Annotated in this window: 18 protein-coding genes; 14 read left to right on the forward strand and 4 right to left on the reverse strand. The window is 71.2% G+C overall.

Annotated features, from left to right (window positions below; genetic code table 11):
- Window positions 1-71: 71 nt before the first annotated feature.
- Window positions 72-1,271: a hypothetical protein gene (locus SALPAC4_RS0115805; RefSeq protein ID WP_027644441.1), complete on the reverse strand. Its 1,200-nt coding sequence runs from the start codon at window positions 1,269-1,271 to the stop codon at window positions 72-74.
- 336 nt (window positions 1,272-1,607) lie between these two features.
- On the opposite strand from SALPAC4_RS0115805, the gene rsmD reads away from it, so the two are divergent.
- From rsmD to mutM, 8 genes are all read left to right on the forward strand, one after another.
- Window positions 1,608-2,171 (forward strand): 16S rRNA (guanine(966)-N(2))-methyltransferase RsmD, encoded by a 564-nt coding sequence (gene rsmD / locus SALPAC4_RS0115810; RefSeq protein WP_027644440.1) that lies wholly within the window; start codon window positions 1,608-1,610, stop codon window positions 2,169-2,171.
- Complete coding sequence (coaD, locus tag SALPAC4_RS0115815) at window positions 2,168-2,656, forward strand: pantetheine-phosphate adenylyltransferase (RefSeq protein ID WP_019871150.1); 489 nt, start codon at window positions 2,168-2,170, stop codon at window positions 2,654-2,656. The genes rsmD and coaD overlap by 4 nt, the downstream gene beginning before the upstream one ends.
- A 192-nt stretch (window positions 2,657-2,848) precedes the next feature.
- On the forward strand, window positions 2,849-3,346 hold the full coding sequence (locus SALPAC4_RS0115820; RefSeq protein WP_019871151.1) for an SPFH domain-containing protein: 498 nt from the start codon (window positions 2,849-2,851) through the stop codon (window positions 3,344-3,346).
- A 145-nt stretch (window positions 3,347-3,491) separates the two neighbouring features.
- Complete coding sequence (locus SALPAC4_RS0115825) at window positions 3,492-4,055, forward strand: YceD family protein (RefSeq protein WP_027644439.1); 564 nt, start codon at window positions 3,492-3,494, stop codon at window positions 4,053-4,055.
- Between the two features lie 5 nt (window positions 4,056-4,060).
- Window positions 4,061-4,234: a 50S ribosomal protein L32 gene (gene rpmF / locus SALPAC4_RS0115830; RefSeq protein WP_012181392.1), complete on the forward strand. Its 174-nt coding sequence runs from the start codon at window positions 4,061-4,063 to the stop codon at window positions 4,232-4,234.
- A gap of 114 nt (window positions 4,235-4,348) precedes the next feature.
- Complete coding sequence (locus SALPAC4_RS0115835) at window positions 4,349-5,329, forward strand: fatty acid synthesis plsX protein (RefSeq protein WP_019871153.1); 981 nt, start codon at window positions 4,349-4,351, stop codon at window positions 5,327-5,329.
- Window positions 5,326-6,084 (forward strand): ribonuclease III, encoded by a 759-nt coding sequence (gene rnc / locus SALPAC4_RS0115840; protein WP_018729900.1) that lies wholly within the window; start codon window positions 5,326-5,328, stop codon window positions 6,082-6,084. Before SALPAC4_RS0115835 ends, rnc begins: the two co-directional genes overlap by 4 nt.
- Entirely contained in the window at window positions 6,077-6,940 is an 864-nt protein-coding gene (gene mutM / locus SALPAC4_RS0115845) for a bifunctional DNA-formamidopyrimidine glycosylase/DNA-(apurinic or apyrimidinic site) lyase (protein ID WP_019871154.1), read from the forward strand. The genes rnc and mutM overlap by 8 nt, the downstream gene beginning before the upstream one ends.
- A 77-nt stretch (window positions 6,941-7,017) precedes the next feature.
- Here mutM and SALPAC4_RS0115850 read toward each other — a convergent pair whose 3' ends face one another.
- A complete protein-coding gene (locus SALPAC4_RS0115850) occupies window positions 7,018-8,403 on the reverse strand; it encodes a CAP domain-containing protein (protein WP_027644438.1) in 1,386 nt (461 codons plus the stop codon).
- Window positions 8,404-8,776: 373 nt separating this feature from the next.
- On the opposite strand from SALPAC4_RS0115850, the gene SALPAC4_RS0115855 reads away from it, so the two are divergent.
- From SALPAC4_RS0115855 to SALPAC4_RS0115865, 3 genes are all read left to right on the forward strand, one after another.
- Window positions 8,777-8,971, forward strand: coding sequence for a hypothetical protein (locus SALPAC4_RS0115855; protein WP_012181397.1), 195 nt, complete (start codon window positions 8,777-8,779; stop codon window positions 8,969-8,971).
- Between the two features lie 414 nt (window positions 8,972-9,385).
- Complete coding sequence (gene smc / locus SALPAC4_RS0115860) at window positions 9,386-12,982, forward strand: chromosome segregation protein SMC (protein WP_027644437.1); 3,597 nt, start codon at window positions 9,386-9,388, stop codon at window positions 12,980-12,982.
- Window positions 12,979-13,602, forward strand: a complete 624-nt coding sequence (locus tag SALPAC4_RS0115865) for an HAD family hydrolase (RefSeq protein WP_019871157.1) — start codon at window positions 12,979-12,981, stop codon at window positions 13,600-13,602. The genes smc and SALPAC4_RS0115865 overlap by 4 nt, the downstream gene beginning before the upstream one ends.
- A 3-nt stretch (window positions 13,603-13,605) precedes the next feature.
- On the opposite strand, the gene SALPAC4_RS0115870 is transcribed toward SALPAC4_RS0115865, so the two are convergent.
- Both SALPAC4_RS0115870 and SALPAC4_RS0115875 read right to left on the reverse strand, forming a co-directional pair.
- Complete coding sequence (locus tag SALPAC4_RS0115870) at window positions 13,606-14,133, reverse strand: DinB family protein (RefSeq protein WP_019871158.1); 528 nt, start codon at window positions 14,131-14,133, stop codon at window positions 13,606-13,608.
- Window positions 14,134-14,254: 121 nt separating this feature from the next.
- Window positions 14,255-16,033 carry an alkaline phosphatase D family protein gene (locus SALPAC4_RS0115875; RefSeq protein WP_019871159.1) on the reverse strand — a complete coding sequence of 593 codons (1,779 nt, stop codon included), beginning with the start codon at window positions 16,031-16,033 and terminating at the stop codon, window positions 14,255-14,257.
- 144 nt (window positions 16,034-16,177) lie between these two features.
- On the opposite strand from SALPAC4_RS0115875, the gene ftsY reads away from it, so the two are divergent.
- The 3 genes from ftsY to SALPAC4_RS0115890 all read left to right on the forward strand — a co-directional run bounded on the left by ftsY (window position 16,178) and on the right by SALPAC4_RS0115890 (window position 19,871).
- Window positions 16,178-17,380, forward strand: coding sequence for a signal recognition particle-docking protein FtsY (gene ftsY / locus SALPAC4_RS0115880; protein WP_019871160.1), 1,203 nt, complete (start codon window positions 16,178-16,180; stop codon window positions 17,378-17,380).
- A gap of 10 nt (window positions 17,381-17,390) precedes the next feature.
- A complete protein-coding gene (locus SALPAC4_RS0115885; protein WP_027644436.1) occupies window positions 17,391-18,257 on the forward strand; it encodes an aminoglycoside phosphotransferase family protein in 867 nt (288 codons plus the stop codon).
- Window positions 18,258-18,656: 399 nt separating this feature from the next.
- A complete protein-coding gene (locus tag SALPAC4_RS0115890) occupies window positions 18,657-19,871 on the forward strand; it encodes a right-handed parallel beta-helix repeat-containing protein (protein ID WP_019871162.1) in 1,215 nt (404 codons plus the stop codon).
- The last annotated feature ends 20 nt before the right edge of the window (window positions 19,872-19,891 follow it).

Consider the following 19,891-nt stretch of genomic DNA (forward strand, 5'->3'; position numbering starts at 1 on the left):
GGGTCCGGCGAACGGCGAAGGGCGGGCCGACCAGCTGGTCGGCCCGCCCTCAGCGGTCAGTAACCCTTAGCTCAGGCGGTGAACCGGAGCTTGCGACGACGGGCCATGACGAACAGGCCGCCACCGACGGCCAGCAGCACGGCGGCGCCGGCGGCGATGCCGCCAGCCGCGGCACCGGTCACTGGCAGGCCGGGGTCGCCGCCGCCCTCACCGGGGGTGCAGTCCTCGGGCTTCTCCCAGGCGATCGGCTTGGGGTCCTCGATGCCCTCGCCGCTCGGCGTGACAATCAGGCCCTCCTCGGCCGGGAAGGAGACGGTGCCGCTCATGCCGGGCTCGACGGTCAGCGTCTGCGGCTCACCCTTGTTCGGGGTGAAGGTCGCGGTGGTGGTCTCGCCGTCTTCGGGGTTGTTGATCTCGAAGATCAGCTCGTCGCAGGTGGACTTGTAGGCGCCGGTCGGCTCGCCCGGCTTGACACAGTTGTCGGCCGGCTCCGGATCGCCGTGGAAGAGCGGCTCCTTGCTGCCCTCGACGGTCACCTTGATGTCGGTCGCCTGCTCCGCCGGAACCTCCACCGAGGTGCTTTCGCCGGGCTTGACACTCACCTTCTCGGTGAAGGCGCCGGCACTGGCTTCGACGGTGAACTCCGCCGGAGCGGTCGCGTCGTCGGCGTTGTTGAGCGTGACGTGGGCGATGCCCTCGCAGTCAGCCTGGATGCTCGCCGACGGGTTGGGGACCGTCGGAGCCGGCGGCTCCGAGGGCGACGGGGTCGGAGTCGGAGCCGGCGGCTCGGAGGCCGACGGGGTCGGAGTCGGCTTCGGTGGCTTGCAGGTGCCGCAGAACTTGACCTTCGCCGTGCGCATCCGGTCTTCGACGAAACCGTTGTCCCACTCGGCCCGGACGGCCAGCGACGCCATGGTGACGTTGCTGTCCACCCGGAGGTTGGCGGTCAGCGCCTTCTTCACCGAGTGCGGGTACTTGTCGCCGTCGGTGACGCTGATTTCGGGGATGGTGACCTCGGTGGCCTTCCCCCCGACGTAGGTCTTGGCGACGACCTCGACCAGCTTGTACTTCTTGACGCCCTTGGGGGCGTAGGTCTTGATGGACCAGTCGACAACCCACTCGCCGGTGGCAACGTCGCACTTGGCCTGACCGGTGATTTCGCTGTGGTGGGCGCTGGCGGGGGCGGCGAAGATCGCCACACCGGTGAGACCGAGCAGCGCGCCAGCGGCGACGGCGCTGGCACGTCGGAATAGGGCATGGAGACGGTTCACGTCTGCTCCTGAATGAGGGATCGGACGACGTGCCGGGCGGAACGGGAGGTAGCGGCGATGTTGGCGTGGACCGCGGGCTCACGGCGCTCGCCTGGGCACAGGCTGCGCTCGCCAAGGCGGGCGCACAGCTGGTGACTGTACTGGTTTGTGATCAATATCGGGAGCCGGGATGAGGGGACTCACATGATGTTGTTAATTCGTGATCATTGATTGGCGGAGGGTTGTCGAGCGATGACCGTCCGATGTGTGCCGTCGGTGACTTCCGGCCTGGTTCGGCCCAGAAGCGCTCGGCCCGGCGTAGGTGACGTAGCGTCGCAGCATGACCAGGAGCAGGCGGTGACGCGCATCGTGGCGGGCGCGCTTGGTGGGCGCCGGATCACCGCCCCGCCCGGCGCCGGCACCCGGCCGACCTCCGACCGGGTCCGGGAGGCGCTGTTCAGCGCCCTTGAGGCGGCCGTCGACCTGGCGGGGGCACGCTTCGCCGACCTCTACGCCGGGTCCGGAGCGGTGGGGCTGGAGGCGCTCTCCCGGGGTGCCGGGCACGTGCTGTTGGTCGAGTCGAACCCGCGGGCCGGCCAGACGATCCGGGCGAACATGGCGGCCCTGCGAACTGGTCCGGCTGCCCGCCTGGTTGCGGGGAAGGTCGCCACCGTGCTCGCCGCCGGTCCCGAAGAGGGCCCGTACGACGTGGTCTTCGCCGACCCGCCCTACCCGGTGTCGGATGAGGAGGTTTCCGCCATGCTCGCCGCGCTCGCCGGCAACGGGTGGTTGGCGCCCGAGGCCCTCGTCGTGGTGGAGCGGTCGAGTCGCAGTGGGCCGGTCGGCTGGGTGCCAGGTGTCACCGGCGAGCGCAGCCGCCGGTACGGCGAGACCATTCTTTGGTACGGTCGCCGATCATGAGGCGTGCGGTCTGTCCCGGCTCGTTCGACCCGGTCACCAATGGTCATCTCGACATCATCGGCCGGGCCAGTCGGCTCTTCGACGAAGTGATCGTCGGAGTGGGGATCAACCAGTCGAAGACCCGTCTGTTCACCGTTGACGAGCGCATCGGCATGCTCCGCGAGGTGATCTCGTCGTACGACAACGTCCGGGTGGAGTCGTTCCGCGGCCTGTTGGTCGACTTCTGTCACGCCCAGCGGGCCAGTGTCCTGATCAAGGGGCTCCGGGCGGTCAGTGACTTCGACTACGAGTTGCAGATGGCCCAGATGAACATCGGCCTGGCCGGCGTGGAGACACTCTTCATGCCGACCAACCCGCTCTACTCGTTCCTCTCCTCGAGTCTGGTCAAGGATGTGGCGAAGTGGGGTGGTGACATCTCCGCCCACGTGCCCGAGGTGGTCCGCGAAGCCCTGCTGGCGCGCCTCGACCCGCCGTCGCGGCTCTGATCCGTCGTCGGTGTCCCGGCTCCGCGGCCGGTGACTCGGTCCGGTCCGCCGACGTCAACCCCTCCCGGCGACGCGCCGGGAGGGGTCATGATGCACCGGTGGATGGCACAGCGCATCATGGGTGGGAGCGCCGAACCGGGGTTCAACCCGCATCATTGAGATCGGCCGACGAACGACAGGAGTGAGGTACCAGTGGACCCGCTCGATCGAATCGACGAACTGATCACCATGGTGGAGCAGGCCCGCTCCGTGCCGATGTCCCGCAACAACTGCATGTTCGATCGGGGCGAGATGATCGCGGTCCTCGACGAGCTGCGCGCCGAGTTGCCCGCGGACCTGCGCCGGGCCGCCGCGTTGCTCGATGAGCGAGACAAGATCATGGAGGCCGGGAAGCGGGAGGCCGAACGGATCATCGCCGAGGGGGAGACGGAGCACGCCCGGCTCGTGTCGGTGAACGAGATCACCGTCTCGGCCGAGCACGAGGGGGCGCGGATCGTCGCCGAGGCGCGGGCCGAGGCGCAGCGGCTCCGGGAGGAGGTGGACGACTACGTCGACACCGCGCTCGCCAACTTCGAGCAGTTCCTTACCCGAGCCCTCGCCTCGATCGAGCGGGGTCGGGACAAGATGCACGCGCTCCGGGAGATCGGCACGTTCAGCGGAGAAGAGGCTGAGCGGCCATTGAATTTCTAGGGTCGGCCGCCAGAACCGCGGCTCGGGCCGCGCCGGAACAGGTGCGAACCGCCGCCGCCGTGGGTGGAAACGCCCCCGGTTCGACGCTGCGGCGACCACCCAGGTAATCTCGGGTGTCGGCCCTCCTACCGGCCGGAGTCTAACTATGCCCAAGCACACGCCTGCACCACTCGACCCCAGGTCGCCGCTGGTCCTCGACACGAGGGACCTGCCGCGTCGACCTGGTGCGTTGCGTACGGTCCGGCGGGTGGCGGCGGCACCGGCGGACCTCGGCGTGGAGTTGATCGGCGTGCCGGCCGGTGCTGACCTCGACCTCGACCTGAGGTTGGAGTCGGTATCCGAGGGGGTGCTCGTCTCCGGGACCATCAGTGTTCCCATCAAGGGCGAGTGCAGCCGCTGCCTGCGCGAGATCAACGACGTCGCGGCCGTCCCGGTCCAGGAGCTGTACGCGTACGAGAACAGCACCACGGACATGACGGCCGACGAGGACGAGGTGGGCCGGATGCAGGGCGATCTGATCGACCTGGAGCCGGTGCTGCGGGACGCGGTGGTGTTGACGCTGCCGACCAACCCGCTCTGCCGGGAGGACTGCCCAGGCCTGTGCCCCGACTGCGGGGTGGGCTGGGCCGAGCTGCCGGCCGATCACAGCCACCAGCAGGTCGACCCACGTTGGGCGGCCCTGTCGCAACTGACCCGTAAAGAGGAGTAAGAACCGTGGCCGTCCCCAAGCGCAAGATGTCGCGCAGCAACACCCGGTCCCGTCGGGCGCAGTGGAAGACCGCGGCGGTTGCGACCGTGGCCTGCCCGCAGTGCAAGTCCGCCAAGCTGCCGCACGCCGCCTGCTCCGTCTGCGGCACCTACAACGGCCGTCAGGTCCTTGAGGTCTGACCTGGACGACGAGTGACGCCCCCGACCTCTGGTCGGGCGGCGCGTGCGCCCCGGCGCTCGCCCGATGTCCCGGCTCCCATCGCCGCCGGCTGGCCTGTTCCGGTCGAGGTCCCGGTGGAGCCGGGCATCGTGCGGATCGCCGTCGACCTCCTCGGCGGGGACGACGCTCCCGCCGTCGTGGTTGACGGCGCTCTGCGGGCCGTCCGTGCCGACCCCGACCTACACGTCCTGCTCATCGGCCCGCCCGAGGCGCTCGGCGAGCTGACCGTCGCCCTCGATCCCGCCCAGCGCTCCCGGATCATCGTGCGCCCCGCCGAGCGGGGAGATCACACCACCGCGCGAGCCAACTCCACCGTTGGCGCCGCCGTGGACGCCGTCCGGGAGGGCGCGGCCGACGCGCTCGTCTCCGCCGGTTCGACCGGTGCCACCGTCACCGCCGCGGCCCTCGGGCTTGGCCGCTGGCCCACCGTCCGGCAGCCGGCCCTGGCCGCCACCCTGCCCGGGGTGAACGGCCCGGTGGTCCTCCTCGACGTCGGCGGCTCGTTGGAGCCCCGCCCGGCTACCCTCGCCCGGCACGCGGCGCTCGGCGCCGCGTACGCCGCCGTCACGCACGCGCTCGAGTCGCCGCGGGTCGGGCTGCTCTCGATCGGCACCGAGCCCGGTAAGGGCGACCGCGCGCGACGCCTGGCCGATCCCACCCTCGCCACGGTGCCGCTGCCGTGCGCCGCTCGCTACGTCGGCCTGGTCGAGGGGTACGACGTTGCGTCCGGCGCGCGCGCCGATGTGGTGGTCACTGACGGATTCACCGGTAACGTGCTGCTCAAGGCGATCGAGGGCGCGTACGCCATGACCGGTGGCCCACCGGCTGGCGGCCGGGCTCCCCGGGCCGCTGCCCTGCTCGGCATCGCTGGCACGGTGGTGGTGTGCCATGGCGCTGCCCACGGAGGGGACATCGCCTCGGGTATCGCGTTGGCCGCCCACCTGGCCCGACGTGGGGCCACCGACCAGGTCCGTGCGCTCCTCTCCGATATCGGCGCGGAAGCTCACCCGGACCGCAACGACCGCATCACCGACACCGAGGTACGCACATCATGAGCATCGACAAGCGTCGGCGGCCGGCCGTCGGACACCTGGAGGCGGCGTTCGGCGTGGCGCTGGACCCGGAGCTGCTGGAACGGGCCTTGACCCACCGCTCGTACGCGTACGAGAACGGCGGTCTGCCCACCAACGAGCGGCTGGAGTTTCTCGGCGACTCGGTGCTCGGTGTGGTGATCACCACCGCGTTGTTCCACAACCATCCGGACCTGCCCGAGGGGCAGCTGGCGAAGCTACGGGCCAGCGTGGTCAACATGCGGGCCCTCGCCGAGGTAGCCCGCGGTCTGGGCCCCACCGGCCTCGGCCCGTACCTGCTGCTCGGCAAGGGGGAGGAGAGCACCGGCGGGCGGGACAAGGCGAGCATCCTCGCCGACACGCTGGAGGCGCTGCTTGGCGCGATCTACCTCGAGAGCGGCCTGGAGACCGTGGCGAGCGTCATCCATCGTCTCTTCGACCCGCTGATGGCCGAGTCGGCCGGGCGGGGCGCGGCGCTGGACTGGAAGACCAGCCTGCAGGAGTTGACCGCCGCCCAGGGGCTGGGCGTCCCGGAGTACCGGATCGAGGGCACCGGGCCGGACCACCTGAAGACCTTCACCGCCTGGGTGGTGGTGGCGGGCCGGCGTTACGGCGGCGCGGAGGGGCGGAGCAAGAAGGAGGCCGAGCAGCGGGCCGCCGAAGCGGCTTGGCGGACGTTGACCGCGCAGGCGGAGCAGGAGCCGGCCAGCGCCGGCAGCGGGGCGGCCGGCAGTGCCTGAGCTGCCGGAGGTCGAGACCGTCCGGCAGGGGTTGGCGCAGTGGGTGATCGGGCGGCGGATCGCCGAGGTGCAGGTGCTGCACCCGCGCGCGGTACGCCGACACCTGGCCGGTGCCGCGCACTTCGCGGACGTGCTCGTCGGGACGACCTTTCGGGACGTGCGGCGGCGCGGAAAATACCTGTGGCTACCGCTGGACAGCGGCGATGCGGTGATCGGGCACCTCGGTATGTCGGGGCAGCTGCTCCTGCAGCCGGCTGCGGCGCCGGACGAGAACCACCTCCGGGTCCGGTTCCGGTTCGCTGCTGACGGACCCGAGTTGCGCTTCGTCGACCAGCGGACGTTCGGTGGGTTGTCGGTCAGCGCCGGGGGTGCGGAGCTGCCCGCGGAGATCGCACACATCGCCCGGGATCCGCTGGACCCGGAGTTCTCCGACGCCACCTTCGTCGCGGCGCTACGCCGCCGCCGTACCGAGATCAAGCGGGCTCTGCTGGACCAGACGCTGCTCTCCGGCGTGGGCAACATCTACGCCGACGAGGCCCTCTGGCGGGCTCAGTTGCACGGCGCCCGGCCCGCCGACGGGCTGACCGGCCCGGCCGCGCTGCGCCTGCTCGGGCACGTCCGGGACGTGCTCGGCGAGGCGATCAAGGAGGGCGGAACGAGCTTCGACGCCCTGTACGTCAACGTCAACGGCGAGAGCGGTTACTTCGACCGGGCACTAAACGTGTATGGGCGGGCGGACCAGCCGTGCCGGCGGTGCGGTGCGCAGGTGCGCCGCGAGGCGTTCATGAATCGGTCGTCATTCAGCTGCCCGCGCTGCCAGCCGCGGCCGCGCGGGAGGGTCCCGGCTCGCGGCTGAACCGAAGCGCCCGGTTGAGGTAGCGGCGCTACCTCAACCGGGCACCCGGTCGGGACGGGGCGGACGACGACCCGTGGTCAACGGGGCGCGGCGAAGACCTGCGTCCAGTAGGGTCCGTTGCTGGTCGCGATGCCGACGCCGATTTCGGTGAAGGAGCAGTTCAGGATGTTCGCCTTGTGACCGGGGCTGTTCATCCAGGCCTTCATCACCGCGGCCGGCGACTGCTGGTTCCAGGCGACGTTCTCCCCGATGGCACTCCACTGGTAGCTGACATCGTTGACGCGGTCGCCGAGGCCGCTGCCGTTGCTGCCCGTGTGTGTCATCTTCTTGTTGTCGGCCTGATCCTGGCTGTGCCGCTGGGCGGCGGTCATCAGCTTGTCGTCAATGCTCAACGCCGCGCAGCCGGCCGCCGCGCGCTCGACGTTGGCCAGGCGAACCACCTCGGCGGCGTCTTCGCTGACGTTGCCGTTGGTGGGCGTGGTGGTGCTGCTGGTGGGGGGCGCGGTGGTGCGGGTCGGGGCGGGCCGGGAGGTGGCGGTGGAGCGCGACGCCGTCGGGCTTGGCTTGCGACTGGGCGTCACCGACGGCGACGGTGCGGGCGCGCTGGTGCTCGGCGTGGCGCTGGGGCTGGGGCTGGCTGAGGTCGGCGTCGCGCTGGGGAGCGCACTCTCCTCGGTCGGGTTCGTCGCCACGATGTCGTCAATGGCCGAGGTGGGGCTGGTCGCATCGCCGCCGGCGAAGGTGACGGCGCCGACGCCGAGGCTCACCACCAGCATGGCTGCCGCCGCGGCTCCGCCGATGAGCAACGGTCGTCGGTTCCGACGGCCGGGTCGATCCTCGCCGGCCGGCAGGCCATCGGTCGGTGCGGCGGCTCCCGCGATGGGCGGCATGCTGGTCGTCGGCTCGTCGGCGTACCAGCCGGTCGGCTTCGGGGCCGGCCACTGGCCGGCGGGCGCCGGTTGCCCGGTGGGGGTGGCCGCGCCGTGCCAGCCACCGCTGGGGTTGTCCTGCCCGCCCGCGAACCGCTGGTCGCGCCAGTCGCCCGGCTGGTCCTGCTGCCAGCTCTGGGTGGGCTCCCCGTGCTGCCAGTTCGGGGTGGCGTCCCAGCCCGGCGTGGGCTGCTCGTGGTAAGGGTCACCGGTGCGTCCGTAGTGCGGGTGCTCCGCGGCTCCCCAGCCCCGGACCGGCTCGGCGTCGGGCCGCCAGGGCGCGGTCGGCTGCTGCTGGTCCCACTGGCCGGTGGGCCGGTCCCACTCGTTGGCGGGCTGGTCCCACCGGTTGGCGGGTTGCTCCCACCGGTCGGTGGGCTGCTCCCCGCCGCCGGAGGGGCTGTCCGGCTCATCGCCGAACAGGTAGGCGGAGCGCGGTTCCGGGCGGTCTGTCGGCCAGGCTGGCTCGTCGGCCGCCGGTTCGGGTTGCCGACGGCTACCGTCCGGGTTCCTCGGGTCGTTCCAGCCGTACACGACGGTCGCCTCCACGGGTTGAGGTGCGGGCCGGGGCGACGCTACGTCGCGGCCGCTGCCTGCGGCAACGTGGCTAAGAAAGAGTTAAGGGGAACCCAGACCCGAGGGGTGGGGAGTTGGCGGAAGTTGTGCGTACAGTTGGGTGGTCCGGACAGTGCATGTCCGCGCCGAAAGGCAACCCCCGTTAGGTGGACAGGTCGACGTGGAGATGTTTCACGGCCTGTAGCAACTTGACGAAGGAGGGGGTGCCGGCTCAATATGTAGGTGTCGCCAGTCGCGCCCGGTCATGCCCAGAATTTGCTGGAGTGACAGTCGCGTACTAACTGGGCGCGCGTTGGCCGGCTTTTCCGGCAGCGCAAATCAAGGAGTCAACATGGCGAAGGCCCTGTACGGCCACGTAGGTGCGGCGCCCGATCGGCGCCTGCTCGACGAGGTCACCCGACTGCGTGCCACGGTTCAGGCACTCGAGTTCGAGATCACGCGGTTGCGTGCCGAGAACGATCGGCTCGCGGCGGCGGCAGCCGAGGCGGACGACCTGCTCCGTCTCGCCGAGCCCGCGCTGACCTGACCCACCAGGTCGGCACTGATCCGCAGTCCGCAGAAAACTGAATCGCACCAGGTAAGAAGCGCGCCGACACGACTGTGCCGGCGCGCGGCTCTGTGTCCGCCGTCACCTGGTGGATTGCGCCCGGGGGGTGCGCCGTTACCCGGGCCGGTCGGCATTTCGACCGGGCCGTCATCTGTGCCTCCGGTCACCTGTGCGTTCGGTCACGGGTTTCGGTGCCGGGGCGCCGAAACAACGCCCACGTCATCGTTTTCCTTGATCGGCTCGGGTGTGGAAACCTGAATCAGATATGACCGGCGGTGGCGCCGCGGGGCGGGTCGCGTGCGCGGTGACCGCCGACTGCGGGTTAGTCTGCGGGTTCACCAGGTCCGCGCAGCCGGGCGACGGTACGGCGGCCACCGGACGAGGATCGAGAAGGTGCATCTCAAGAGCCTGACGGTCAAGGGCTTCAAGTCCTTCGCCTCAGCGACGACGCTGAAGCTGGAACCGGGCATCACCTGCGTGGTGGGCCCGAACGGCTCCGGCAAGTCGAACGTTGTCGACGCCATCGCCTGGGTCCTCGGCGAGCAGGGCGCGAAGGCACTGCGGGGCGGCAAGATGGAAGATGTCATCTTTGCCGGCACCGCCGGGCGGGCCCCGCTGGGCCGCGCCGAGGTGACCCTCACCATCGACAACACCGACGGCGCGCTGCCCATCGAGTACACCGAGGTCTCGATCACCCGCCGGATGTTTCGCTCTGGCGAGAGCGAGTACGAGATCAACGGCGACTCCTGTCGGCTGCTCGACATCCAGGAGCTGCTCAGCGACTCGGGCATCGGCCGGGAGATGCACATCATCGTCGGGCAGGGTCGGCTCGACGGCATGCTGCACGCCAAACCGGAGGACCGGCGGGCCTTCATCGAGGAGGCGGCCGGTGTCCTCAAACACCGCAAGCGCAAGGAGAAGGCGCTGCGGAAGCTCGACGCGATGCAGACCAACCTCAACCGGCTCACCGACCTCACCGCCGAACTACGCCGCCAGCTCAAGCCACTCGGCCGGCAGGCCGAGGTGGCCCGTCGGGCCGCGGTTATCCAGGCGAACCTGCGGGACTCCCGGCTCCGACTGCTCGCCGACGACCTCGCCACCCTGCGTAGCACCCTGGCCAAGGAGATCGCGGACGAGACCGCGCTGCGTGAGCGGCGCGAGCGAACAGAGGCCGAGCATGCCGAGGTGCAGGCCCGCCTCGGCGAGCTGGAGGCGGCGCTCGCCGAGGATGCGCCGTTGCTCGCCGCGGCCCAGGACACCTGGTACCGGCTCTCGGCGCTGCAGGAGCGGTTCCGGTCGATGGAGCAGCTGGCCCGGGAGCGGCGGCGCCACCTCAGCGCCACGCCGGACGACGAACGGCCGGGCCGTGACCCGGACCAGCTCGAGGCGGAGGCGGAGCACGTCCGCGAGCAGGAGGAGGAGCTTCGCGCGGCGCTCACCGACGACCAGATCCGGCTGGCGGAGGCGGTGGAGCACCGCCAGGAGCTGGAGCGGCAGCTCGCCGCCGCCGAGCAGGAGCTGGTTGCGGCGGCGAAGGCCAACGCCGACCGGCGGGAGGGGCTGGCCCGGCTGGCGGGGCAGGTCAACTCCGCCCGCGCCCGTACGGCCACCGCCGGTGAGGAGATCGAGCGCCTCGACACCGCGTACGCCGACGCCCTGGCCCGGGCGGAGCGGGCCCAGGCCGAGCTGGACGCGGTGGAGGAGCAGTCCACCGAGGCCGATCGGGACAACGCCGGCCTGGATGCCCGCCACGCGGAGGCGGTCGCCGACCAGGAGCAGGCGCAGGCGGGGGTCCGGTCGTGCGGCGACGCCGAGCGATCCGCGGAGAAGGAAGCCGCGACCTGGAAGGCCCGCGAGGAGGCGCTCGCCCTGGGCCTGCGGCGTAAGGATGGCGCGGGTGCCCTGCTGGCTCGGGCCGGGGAGGTGCCGGGGCTGCTCGGCGGCCTCTCCGGGCTGCTCACCGTCGCGCCCGGGCACGAGGCCGCGCTCGCCGCGGCGTTGGATGGGCTCGCGGACGCCGTCGTGGTCAGCGGCGTGGACGAGGCGGCGGAAGCGATTCGCCTACTCAAGATCACTGATGCAGGTCGGGCTGGTCTGCTGGTGGGTAGCCCGGCCGGCCCCGGCATGACCGGCCCGGCCGACGCGCTGCGTCCCAAGCTGCCCGACCGGGCCCAGTGGGCGCCGGACCTCGTGGAATGCGACCCGCCGATCCGGCCGGCCGTACACCGGGCGTTGCGGGATGTCGTCCTCGTCCCCGACCTCGCCACCGCCGCCGAGGTCATCAGCGACAATTCCGAGCTGCGGGCGGTGACCCCGGAGGGGGACGTGCTCGGGGCGTACGCCGCCGCCGGCGGGTCGGCCAAGGCGCCGAGCTTCATCGAGGTGCAGGCCGCCGTCGAGGAGGCGCGGACCCATCGCGTCGCCGCCGAGCAGACCGCTGCGCAGCTACGCGAGCAGCTGGTGCGGGCGCGGGCCGAGGTGGCGGTGGCGAAGGAGGCGGTGCAGCAGGCCGCCGCCGCGAAGCGGGAGGCTGAGGGGCATCGCAACGCCGCCGCTCGCCGGCTCGCCGAACTGGGGGCGGCGGCCCGGTCGGCGCGGGCCGAGACCGAACGGCTCGGTGCGGCCCGCTCCCGCGCCGTCGAGGCCCGCGAGCGGGACCTCACCAGCCTGACCGAGCTGGCCGAGCGGCTGCGGCTGGCCGAGGAGGCGCCGGTGGACGTCGAACCCTCCACCGAGGAGCGCGATGAGCTGGCCGCGGCTCTCCCCCGAGCCCGGCAGAACGAGATGGAGGTACGGCTGGCGGTGCGTACCGCCGAGGAGCGGGTCTCCTCGATCGCCGGCCGGGCCGACTCGCTGCGCCGGCAGGCCACGGCCGAGCGGGCCGCCCGGGAGCGGGCGGCGGCGCGGCGGGCGGTGCGTACCCGGGGCGCCGCGGTCGCCGGGGCGGTGGCCGCCGGAGCGCACACAGCGCTGACCCAGCTCGATGTCTCCATTGCCCAGGCGGCGCAGCAGCGGGACACCGTGGCCAGCCAACGCGCGGCCCGGGAGGCCGAGCTCGCCGAGGTGCGCGGCGCCGCCAAGCGCCTCGGGGCGGAGCTGGAGCGGCTGACCGGCCAGGTGCATCGCGACGAGGTCGCCCGCGCCGAGCAACGGCTGCGGATCGAGCAGCTGGAGGCGAAGGCGGCCGAGGACTTCGGTCTGGACCTGGCGACCCTGATCGCCGAGTACGGTCCGGCCCAGCCGGTCCCGCCGACCGACGCCGAGGTCGCCGCCGCCGACCGGGACGGCCTGCCCGTGCCCGAGCCCGTCGGGTACGAGCGGGCGGTGCAGGAGAAGCGGGCCGCCAAGGCGGAGCGGGAACTGACCCTGCTCGGCAAGGTCAATCCCCTCGCGCTGGAGGAGTTCGCGGCGCTGGAGGAGCGGTACAAGTTCCTCTCCGAGCAGCTGGAGGACCTGAAGGCCACCCGGCGGGACCTGTTGACCGTGGTCAAGGATGTGGACGACCGGATCCTGTCGGTCTTCGCCAGCGCCTTCGCCGACACCGCCCGGGAGTTTGAACAGGTCTTCAGCGTGCTCTTCCCCGGCGGCGCGGGGCGGCTGATCCTCACCGAACCGGACGACCTGCTCACCACCGGCGTCGAGGTGGAGGCCCGCCCACCGAGCAAAAAGATCAAACGGTTGTCGCTGCTCTCCGGCGGGGAGCGGTCGCTGACCGCGGTGGCGATGCTGGTGGCGATCTTCCGGGCCCGGCCCAGCCCCTTCTACATCATGGACGAGGTGGAGGCGGCGCTCGATGACGTGAACCTGGGCCGCCTGCTCACGCTGCTCGCGCAGCTGCGGGAGAAGAGCCAGCTGATCGTCATCACGCACCAGAAGCGGACGATGGAGGTCGCGGACGCGCTCTACGGCGTGACCATGCGAAACGGCGTAACCCAAGTAATCAGCCAGCGGCTCGACCGAGCCGGGGGCGGGCAGGAGGATAGCGAGTGAGTCGGGAACGAGCGACGGCGTTGTTGGTGGACTTCGACGGGGTGCTGCGCCGCTGGGACCCGGCGGTTCCCGCTGGCGTCGAGCGGACGTACGGGCTCACCGAAGGTGTCCTCTACGAAATCGCGATGTCCTGGGGGTTGCTCCAGCCGGTACTGACCGGCCAGGTGAGCCACGCCGAGTGGATGGCGAGTGTGGTAGCGGCGCTGACCCCGTCGGTGGGGGAGCAGCAGGCTCAGGCGGCGGTGCACGAGTGGCAGCGCTACCGGGGCGAGGTCGACCCGCAGGTGCTGTCGTTCGTCCGGGAGGTCCGGGCGTCCGGGGTCCCGGTCGGGCTCGCCACGAACGCCACCGACGTACTCGACGCCGACCTCGCCGCCCTCGGGCTCGAGGATGAGCTGGATGTCGTAATCAACTCGTCGGTCGTCGGCACGCACAAGCCGGCGAAGGAGTACTTCGAGGCGGCCTGCGAGGCGCTGCGCACCTCGCCGTCGCGGGTGCTGCTCGTTGACGACAACGACCGGGTGGTCGCGGGGGCCCGGGTGGCCGGGCTGTCGGCGCACCGCTGGAGCGGCCCCGGCGACCTGCGCTACCTGCGGGCCGCCCTGGCCCCGGCCGGCTGACGTTCAGTCTCCGGTGACGCCGTCGAGGCGTTCCCGGATCAGGTCGGCGTGGCCGTTGTGCCGGGCGTACTCCTCGATCATGTGGAGGTAGACCCAGCGCAGGCTGAGCTGGTCGCTGCTGCCGTCCCGTCGGCCCAGCGTGAACTCCTCGTCGAGGTCGCGCCCGGCGGCGGCGTCGTCGGCGGCCGCGATCTCGGCCCGGAAGGCCGCGAAACTGGCCTCCGGGTCGGCGGTCTCCACCCGGAACTCCGCGTCCGGATCAGCGGTGAAGTCGAACGGGTCGGGCAGGTCCTGCCCGGCGAAACGCTGCCGGAACCACGCCCGCTCGACGTAGGTCATGTGCCGAACGAGGCCGAGGAGGGAGAGCGGGGACGGTTCGACGCTCGCGATGCGTAGCTGGTCGGCGGTCAGGCCCGCGCACTTGTGTAGCAGCGTGTCTCGGTGGTAATCGAGCCAGCCGGTGAGCAGGGCGCGCTCCGCACCGAGGAGGGGCTCGTGCCGGCGGTCGATCTCAGGTGCTTTCCAGATCATGCCCGTATCCTCGCGCAGCGGGTCCGGGATGAGCGCACTACCCCGGCGAGGGCTCATGCCGGCGCCATCTGGACCAGACCCGGCGCCGTCCGGCGAGCCGGGACCGGGTGTTGGCCGGGCGTCAGCCGCTGGTGAGCTGGTGGCGCATCACCTCCCGCAGCCCACCCGCGCTGGTGGTGCCCGCGATCGTCACCTCGGCCGTCCGCCCGTCGTGTCGCAGGGTGCCGATGGCGTTGCCGAAGTACGGGCCGGCCAGCTTCGTCCAGCGCAGCGCCGGCCGGCCGGTCCCGCCGGTGCGGGACAGCGCTCGGGCGGCCATGGCCAGGGCGGGTGACCAGCCCAGCCGCAGCGGTAGCCGCATCCCGGCCGGCACCTGGTTGTGCAGCGGGGAGCAGGTGAGCTGGTGCACCGGGGTGACCACCGCGGGATCGGCGAACCGGGCCCGGGCCAGGTACGAGTGGTGCACGTCGCCGCTGAGGACACTGATTGACGCCGGCGCGGTGCCTGGGGCGCGCTCGGCCGGCTGCCCCGGCTCACCGGGCGGCCCGGGCTGCCCCGGCTCACTCGGCCCACCCGGCTCACTCGGCTCACGGCGAGGGCGGGTCGCCCCGTCCGGTGTGCCGCCACCGATGCGGGCGAAGAGGGCGCCGAGCGCGTCGAAGGAGCGCCGGAACGCCGCCCAGTGTTCGAGGTCGACAGCGCGGCGCAGCTTCTCCGCCGCGTCGGCCACCCAGTGGCGGTGCGAGTCGGCGAGCACCTCGTTCCACGCCTCCACGTGGTGGATGGCGGGCGGCAGCAGCCAGGGCAGGGACGAGCCCACGACCAGATGGTCGTAGCTACCGTGGGCCTGGTCGACCAGCCAGGACCACTCGCCCGGCGGTAGCATCGCCCGCCGGCCCGGCTCCAGCACCCGGCTACCCCGGTTGTCGAGCATGACCAGGCGGGTCCGGCCGACATCGAGCGCGAAGCTCCACTGGTACCGCATCGCCTGCCACCGTTCGGGGCCGGGCGCGAGGTCGGACTCCTGGTCGACCTGGTGACCGAAGTCGCGGAGTGTGTCGGTGGCGTCCTCGGCTGCGGTCACCTTCGCGTAGAGCGGGTCGGCCGCGACCTCCGCCGGGGCGAGGTTGCCGAGGTGCTGGTAGACCCAGTAGGAGGCCAACCCGCTGCTGATGCGTTCGCTCCACCAGGGCTGGGCCCGGGCGTGGGCGCGCCAGGCGGCGGAGGTGTTCCAGTCGTCCACGATCTCGTGGTCGTCGAAGATCATGACGCTCGGCACGGTGGAGAGCAGCCAGCGGGTCTCCGGGGCACGCCACGACTCCAGGTAGAGCTTGGTGTACTCGTCGAAGCTGACCACCTGGTCCACCGGCGCGCCCACCGGCCGCCGCCGACGCCGCCGGAGTAGCCGTCGTACGGTCGGTGAGGTCTCGTCGGCATACACCTGGTCGCCGAGGAGCACCAGCAGGTCGGGCAGGTCCGCCGGGTCGGGGGTGGCGGCCAGCCCGCGGGCGTACGCGTCGAGCGCGTCCGGAGGCAGTTCGCGGGCGGTGGCGTGCTGGGTGGCTTCCCGGCAGGAGCCGAACACCAGGCGTACCGGCTGGTCCCGGTCGTCGGCGGCCCGGGTACGGATGACGCTGGGCCGGTACGGGCCGGGCAGCGGCCAGACGGGTTCCCCGTCGAGCAGTACCTCGTAGCTGCTGATGGTGTCGGGGGTCAGCCCGGAGACCACGACCAGGGCGTAGTGGTGCTGGTAGGCGGAGAAGGTGGGTGCGGTCCCGGTCGCGCCGTCGGCGGTCTGGACGGTGACGGTCGCCGGGGCGCTGGTCTCCACCCAGATGGTGGCCTGCGTGCCGACAACCCGGCGGAGCAGCGGGCCGACGAGCAGGTCTGCGGCGGGCATGGTGGGCCTCCCGATGAGCGTGTCGTCCCTGCTACCCGGCCGGCGGGCGCAGCAGTGGGTGCGGACGAGCCTATTGCCCCGCCGGCATCCGGCGGGGGTGCGGTGGTGGAGACGCAGTCGCCCGCGTCTGACAGGATTTCGGGCATGACGGATTACCTCCTCATCGCACTCGCCCTGCTCGGCGTGCTGATTCTCGGCACCGTCGGGCTGGTGGCACCGAAGCTGCGTCGCCGTCGGGAGCCCCCGTTGCCGACGGCGGAGGTCGAGACCCGCGCCGAGGAGGACCTCGCTGGACCGCCGGTCGAGGCGGCCGAGGCGGAGTCCACCGGGATCCTGGTCGAGCCGCCGCCGGCCCCCCCGGTGCAGGTGCCCGAGGTCCCGGCTGAGGTCCCGGTGGAGGTCCCGGAGCCGACCGCCGGCCGGTTGGTTCGGCTCCGCTCCCGGCTGTCCCGCTCGCAGAGCGTGTTCGGCAAGGGGCTGTTGGGTCTGCTCAGCCGGGACCGCCTCGACGAGGAGACCTGGGAGGAGATCGAGGACAGCCTGATCACCGCGGATGTCGGCATCGACTCCACCCGGGAGATCGTTGACCGGCTCCGCGAGCGGACCCGGGTGCTCGGCACCCGTACCGTCGCTGAGCTGCGTACGCTGCTCGCCGCCGAGCTGGTCAACGCCCTCGACCCGGAGCTGGATCGGGCCCTGCACACGGCGCCGAAGGACGGCGTGCCGGCGGTGCTGTTGGTGGTGGGGGTCAACGGGGCTGGAAAGACCACCACCTGCGGCAAGGTCGCTCGGGTACTGGTGGCGGATGGCCGGAGTGTGATCCTCGGTGCGGCCGACACGTTCCGCGCTGCCGCCGCGGATCAGCTGGAGACCTGGGCGGGCCGGGTCGGGGCGGAGACCGTCCGGGGCCCGGAGGGGGCCGATCCGGCCAGCGTCGCCTTTGACGCGGTCAAACGCGGTATCGAGACCGGGGTGGACACGGTGTTGGTCGACACCGCCGGCCGGCTTCAGAACAAGGTCGGCCTGATGGACGAGCTGGGCAAGGTCAAGCGGGTGGTGGAGAAGCATGGTCCGATTGACGAGACGCTGCTGATCCTCGACGCCACCACCGGCCAGAATGGTCTGGAGCAGGCGCGGGTCTTCACCGAGGCGGTGGACGTGACCGGCGTCGCGCTCACGAAGCTCGACGGTACCGCCAAGGGCGGCATCGTGATCTCCGTGCAGCGCAAGCTGGGTATCCCGGTGAAGCTGGTGGGCCTCGGCGAGGGGAAGGACGATCTGGCTCCGTTCGACCCCGCGCAGTTCGTGGACGCGTTGCTGGGCGCCGAGGCCGGGTCGGACGCGTAACCCCACGGTGATGACCAACGATCGCGCCCACCCCGGGTGGCGCGACCCGCACCAACCGACCTCCCGCCTCGGGCGGCCCTATGTAATGGCACGAGAGATCCCGCTGCGCGGCGGCAACGTGAGCACGGTGGTCCGGGTCGGGGACACGGTCCGGCGCAACGCCGGCCCGTGGACACCGTCGGTGCACGCCCTGCTGCGGCACCTGGAATACGTGGGGTTTACCGGCGCCCCCCGGGCGCTGGGGATGGATGAGCGCAACCGCGAGGTGCTGTCGTACCTGGAGGGGGAGTGCGGGGAGTACCCGCTGGCCCCGCACTGGGTCACCGACGAGGCGCTGGTGACGGTCGCCACGATGCTGCGGATGTTTCACGACGCGCAGTACGGCCTCGTCCTGCCGGAAGGGGCGGTGTGGCGTTCCTTCGGCCCGTCGCCGGAGAGCGAGGTGATCTGCCACCACGATGCCGCCCCGCACAACGTCATCTGGCGCCCGGACGGCACTCTCGGCATGATCGACTTCGATCTCGCCTCGCCGGGCTCCCGCATCTACGACGTCGCCTACGCCGCCTGGACCTGGGTGCCGGTCTTCGCCGACCGAGATTCGATCACCCTCGGGTGGCGGCATCCGGACCGGCCGCGGCGGCTGCGGCTCTTCGCGGACGCGTACGGGCTCATCCCGCGCGACCGGCATCGGCTGGTCCGTACCATCCGCAAGCGGATCGTTGACCATGTGGAGGGCATCCGGCGGATGGCCGCTGCCGGTGATCCGGCCTTCGTGCGGATCGTCAACCGTGGGCACCTCCGTCGCCCGCTGCGAGACCTGCGCCTACTCGACTACGAGCAGCACCTCCTTGAGGACGCGCTTCGGGCGCCGGGGTAGTAGTCGTTCGGTGCTGCCGTGGCGGACGGTAGGCGGGTGCGGGTGCGGGTGCGGGTGCGGGTGCGGTTGCTGTTGCTGGTGCTGGTGCCGGTGCGGGGCGAGCTCTGGTGGGTGAGCGCGCGCCGGTGTGTCCGTCGAAGGCGTCCTCCATTTCATATGGGTAGCTTTTTCGGGTTCATGTTTATTTGGGCTTCATGTCGGTTTTGCTCGGTGGTGGCTGCTACTGCCTGCCTGGTAGCCGAGGAACGCCAACCGGGCTACCCGGAGCGGTGCGTTCCTCGTCCATAACGGGGGAAGGGACACCGAAACGACATGAACCATCAGCACCGCACGCACGAACCTGCTCGCCCCGACAGGGGGCGGGCGAGATCACGATGGTGGGCCGTCGGGCTCGCCGGTGTGGCCGGCCTGGCCCTCACCGCCACCATTGGGGCCGCCACCGCCGCTGCTGGCGCGGACGGGCGACCTGGTGCCGACAAGGGAGACCACCCGACGGGTATCCCCGTCCCCTGCGACGCGGACAAACTGATCGCCGCGATCACCCTCGCCAACGCCCGGGGTGGCGCTGTCCTCGACCTCGCCAAGGACTGCACCTATCTGCTCACCGCCGAACTCGACGATGCCGGCCTCCCCACCATCACCACCCCGATCACCCTCAACGGCGGAAAACACACCACCATCAAGCGCGCCGCCGCGGTCGACCCGTTCCGCATTCTCGCCGTGGACGTCGGTGGTGACCTCACCCTCAAACACCTGACCATCACCGGCGGGCAGACCGTTGGAGGCGACGGTGGTGGCCTCCTGGTGAACGCTGGCGGCCGCGCCACCCTGAAGCACGTCGAGGTCGTGAACAACGTGTCCGACCAGAACGGTGGAGGTGTGGCCAACAGCGGAACGGTTGTCGCCGAACACTCCAGCATCAGCCGCAACATCGCCGCCGTGAATGGTGGTGGTGTCTACACCACGGGTCAGCTCACGGTCAGGTACTCACGGGTGGACAACAACACGGCTAGCAATGGGGCTGGCGTTGGCAGTGCCCCTGGTGCGGCGATCCGAGTGGAACACAGCTCCATCACGGGAAACCAGGCCGAGACCAGTATCGGAGGCATCCAGTTGGAGGGGATCGGCTACATCGCCGATACGAAGATCGCCGATAACACCGCCGGCGAGACCGGGGGCGTCGCGGTGTTCGGTCAGACCACGATGCGACGCGTCGGCATCATCAACAACACCGCGAACGGGTTCACCGCGGGCGGGCTCTTCGTTGCACCGGGGCTTCCGGTATCCCCCGTGGCGGTCCTCGAGGACAGTCGGATCGAAGGCAACACCGCTGCCACCGACGGTGGGGGAATCTTCAACGCTGGGCAGGTGGTGCTGCGGCGGACCTCGGTCGCCGGCAACCAGGCGGGTGAGGAGGGCGGTGGAATCTTCAACTCCGCCACCGGTACGGCCACCCTGTTCACCTCCAAGATCATCAAGAACATCGCTGTCACCGACGGCGGCGGTATCTTCAACGAGGTGGGTGGAACGGTGAACCTGAACACCGCCACCGGCACCGTCGTCGTGAAGAACCGGCCGAACAACTGCGTCAACGTACCCGGCTGTTCCGGGTAGCGGTCCGGCCGCGTCAGATC

It is taken from the genome of Salinispora oceanensis, from assembly GCF_000383575.1.
GTDB classification, from domain to species: Bacteria; Actinomycetota; Actinomycetes; order Mycobacteriales; family Micromonosporaceae; genus Micromonospora; species Micromonospora oceanensis.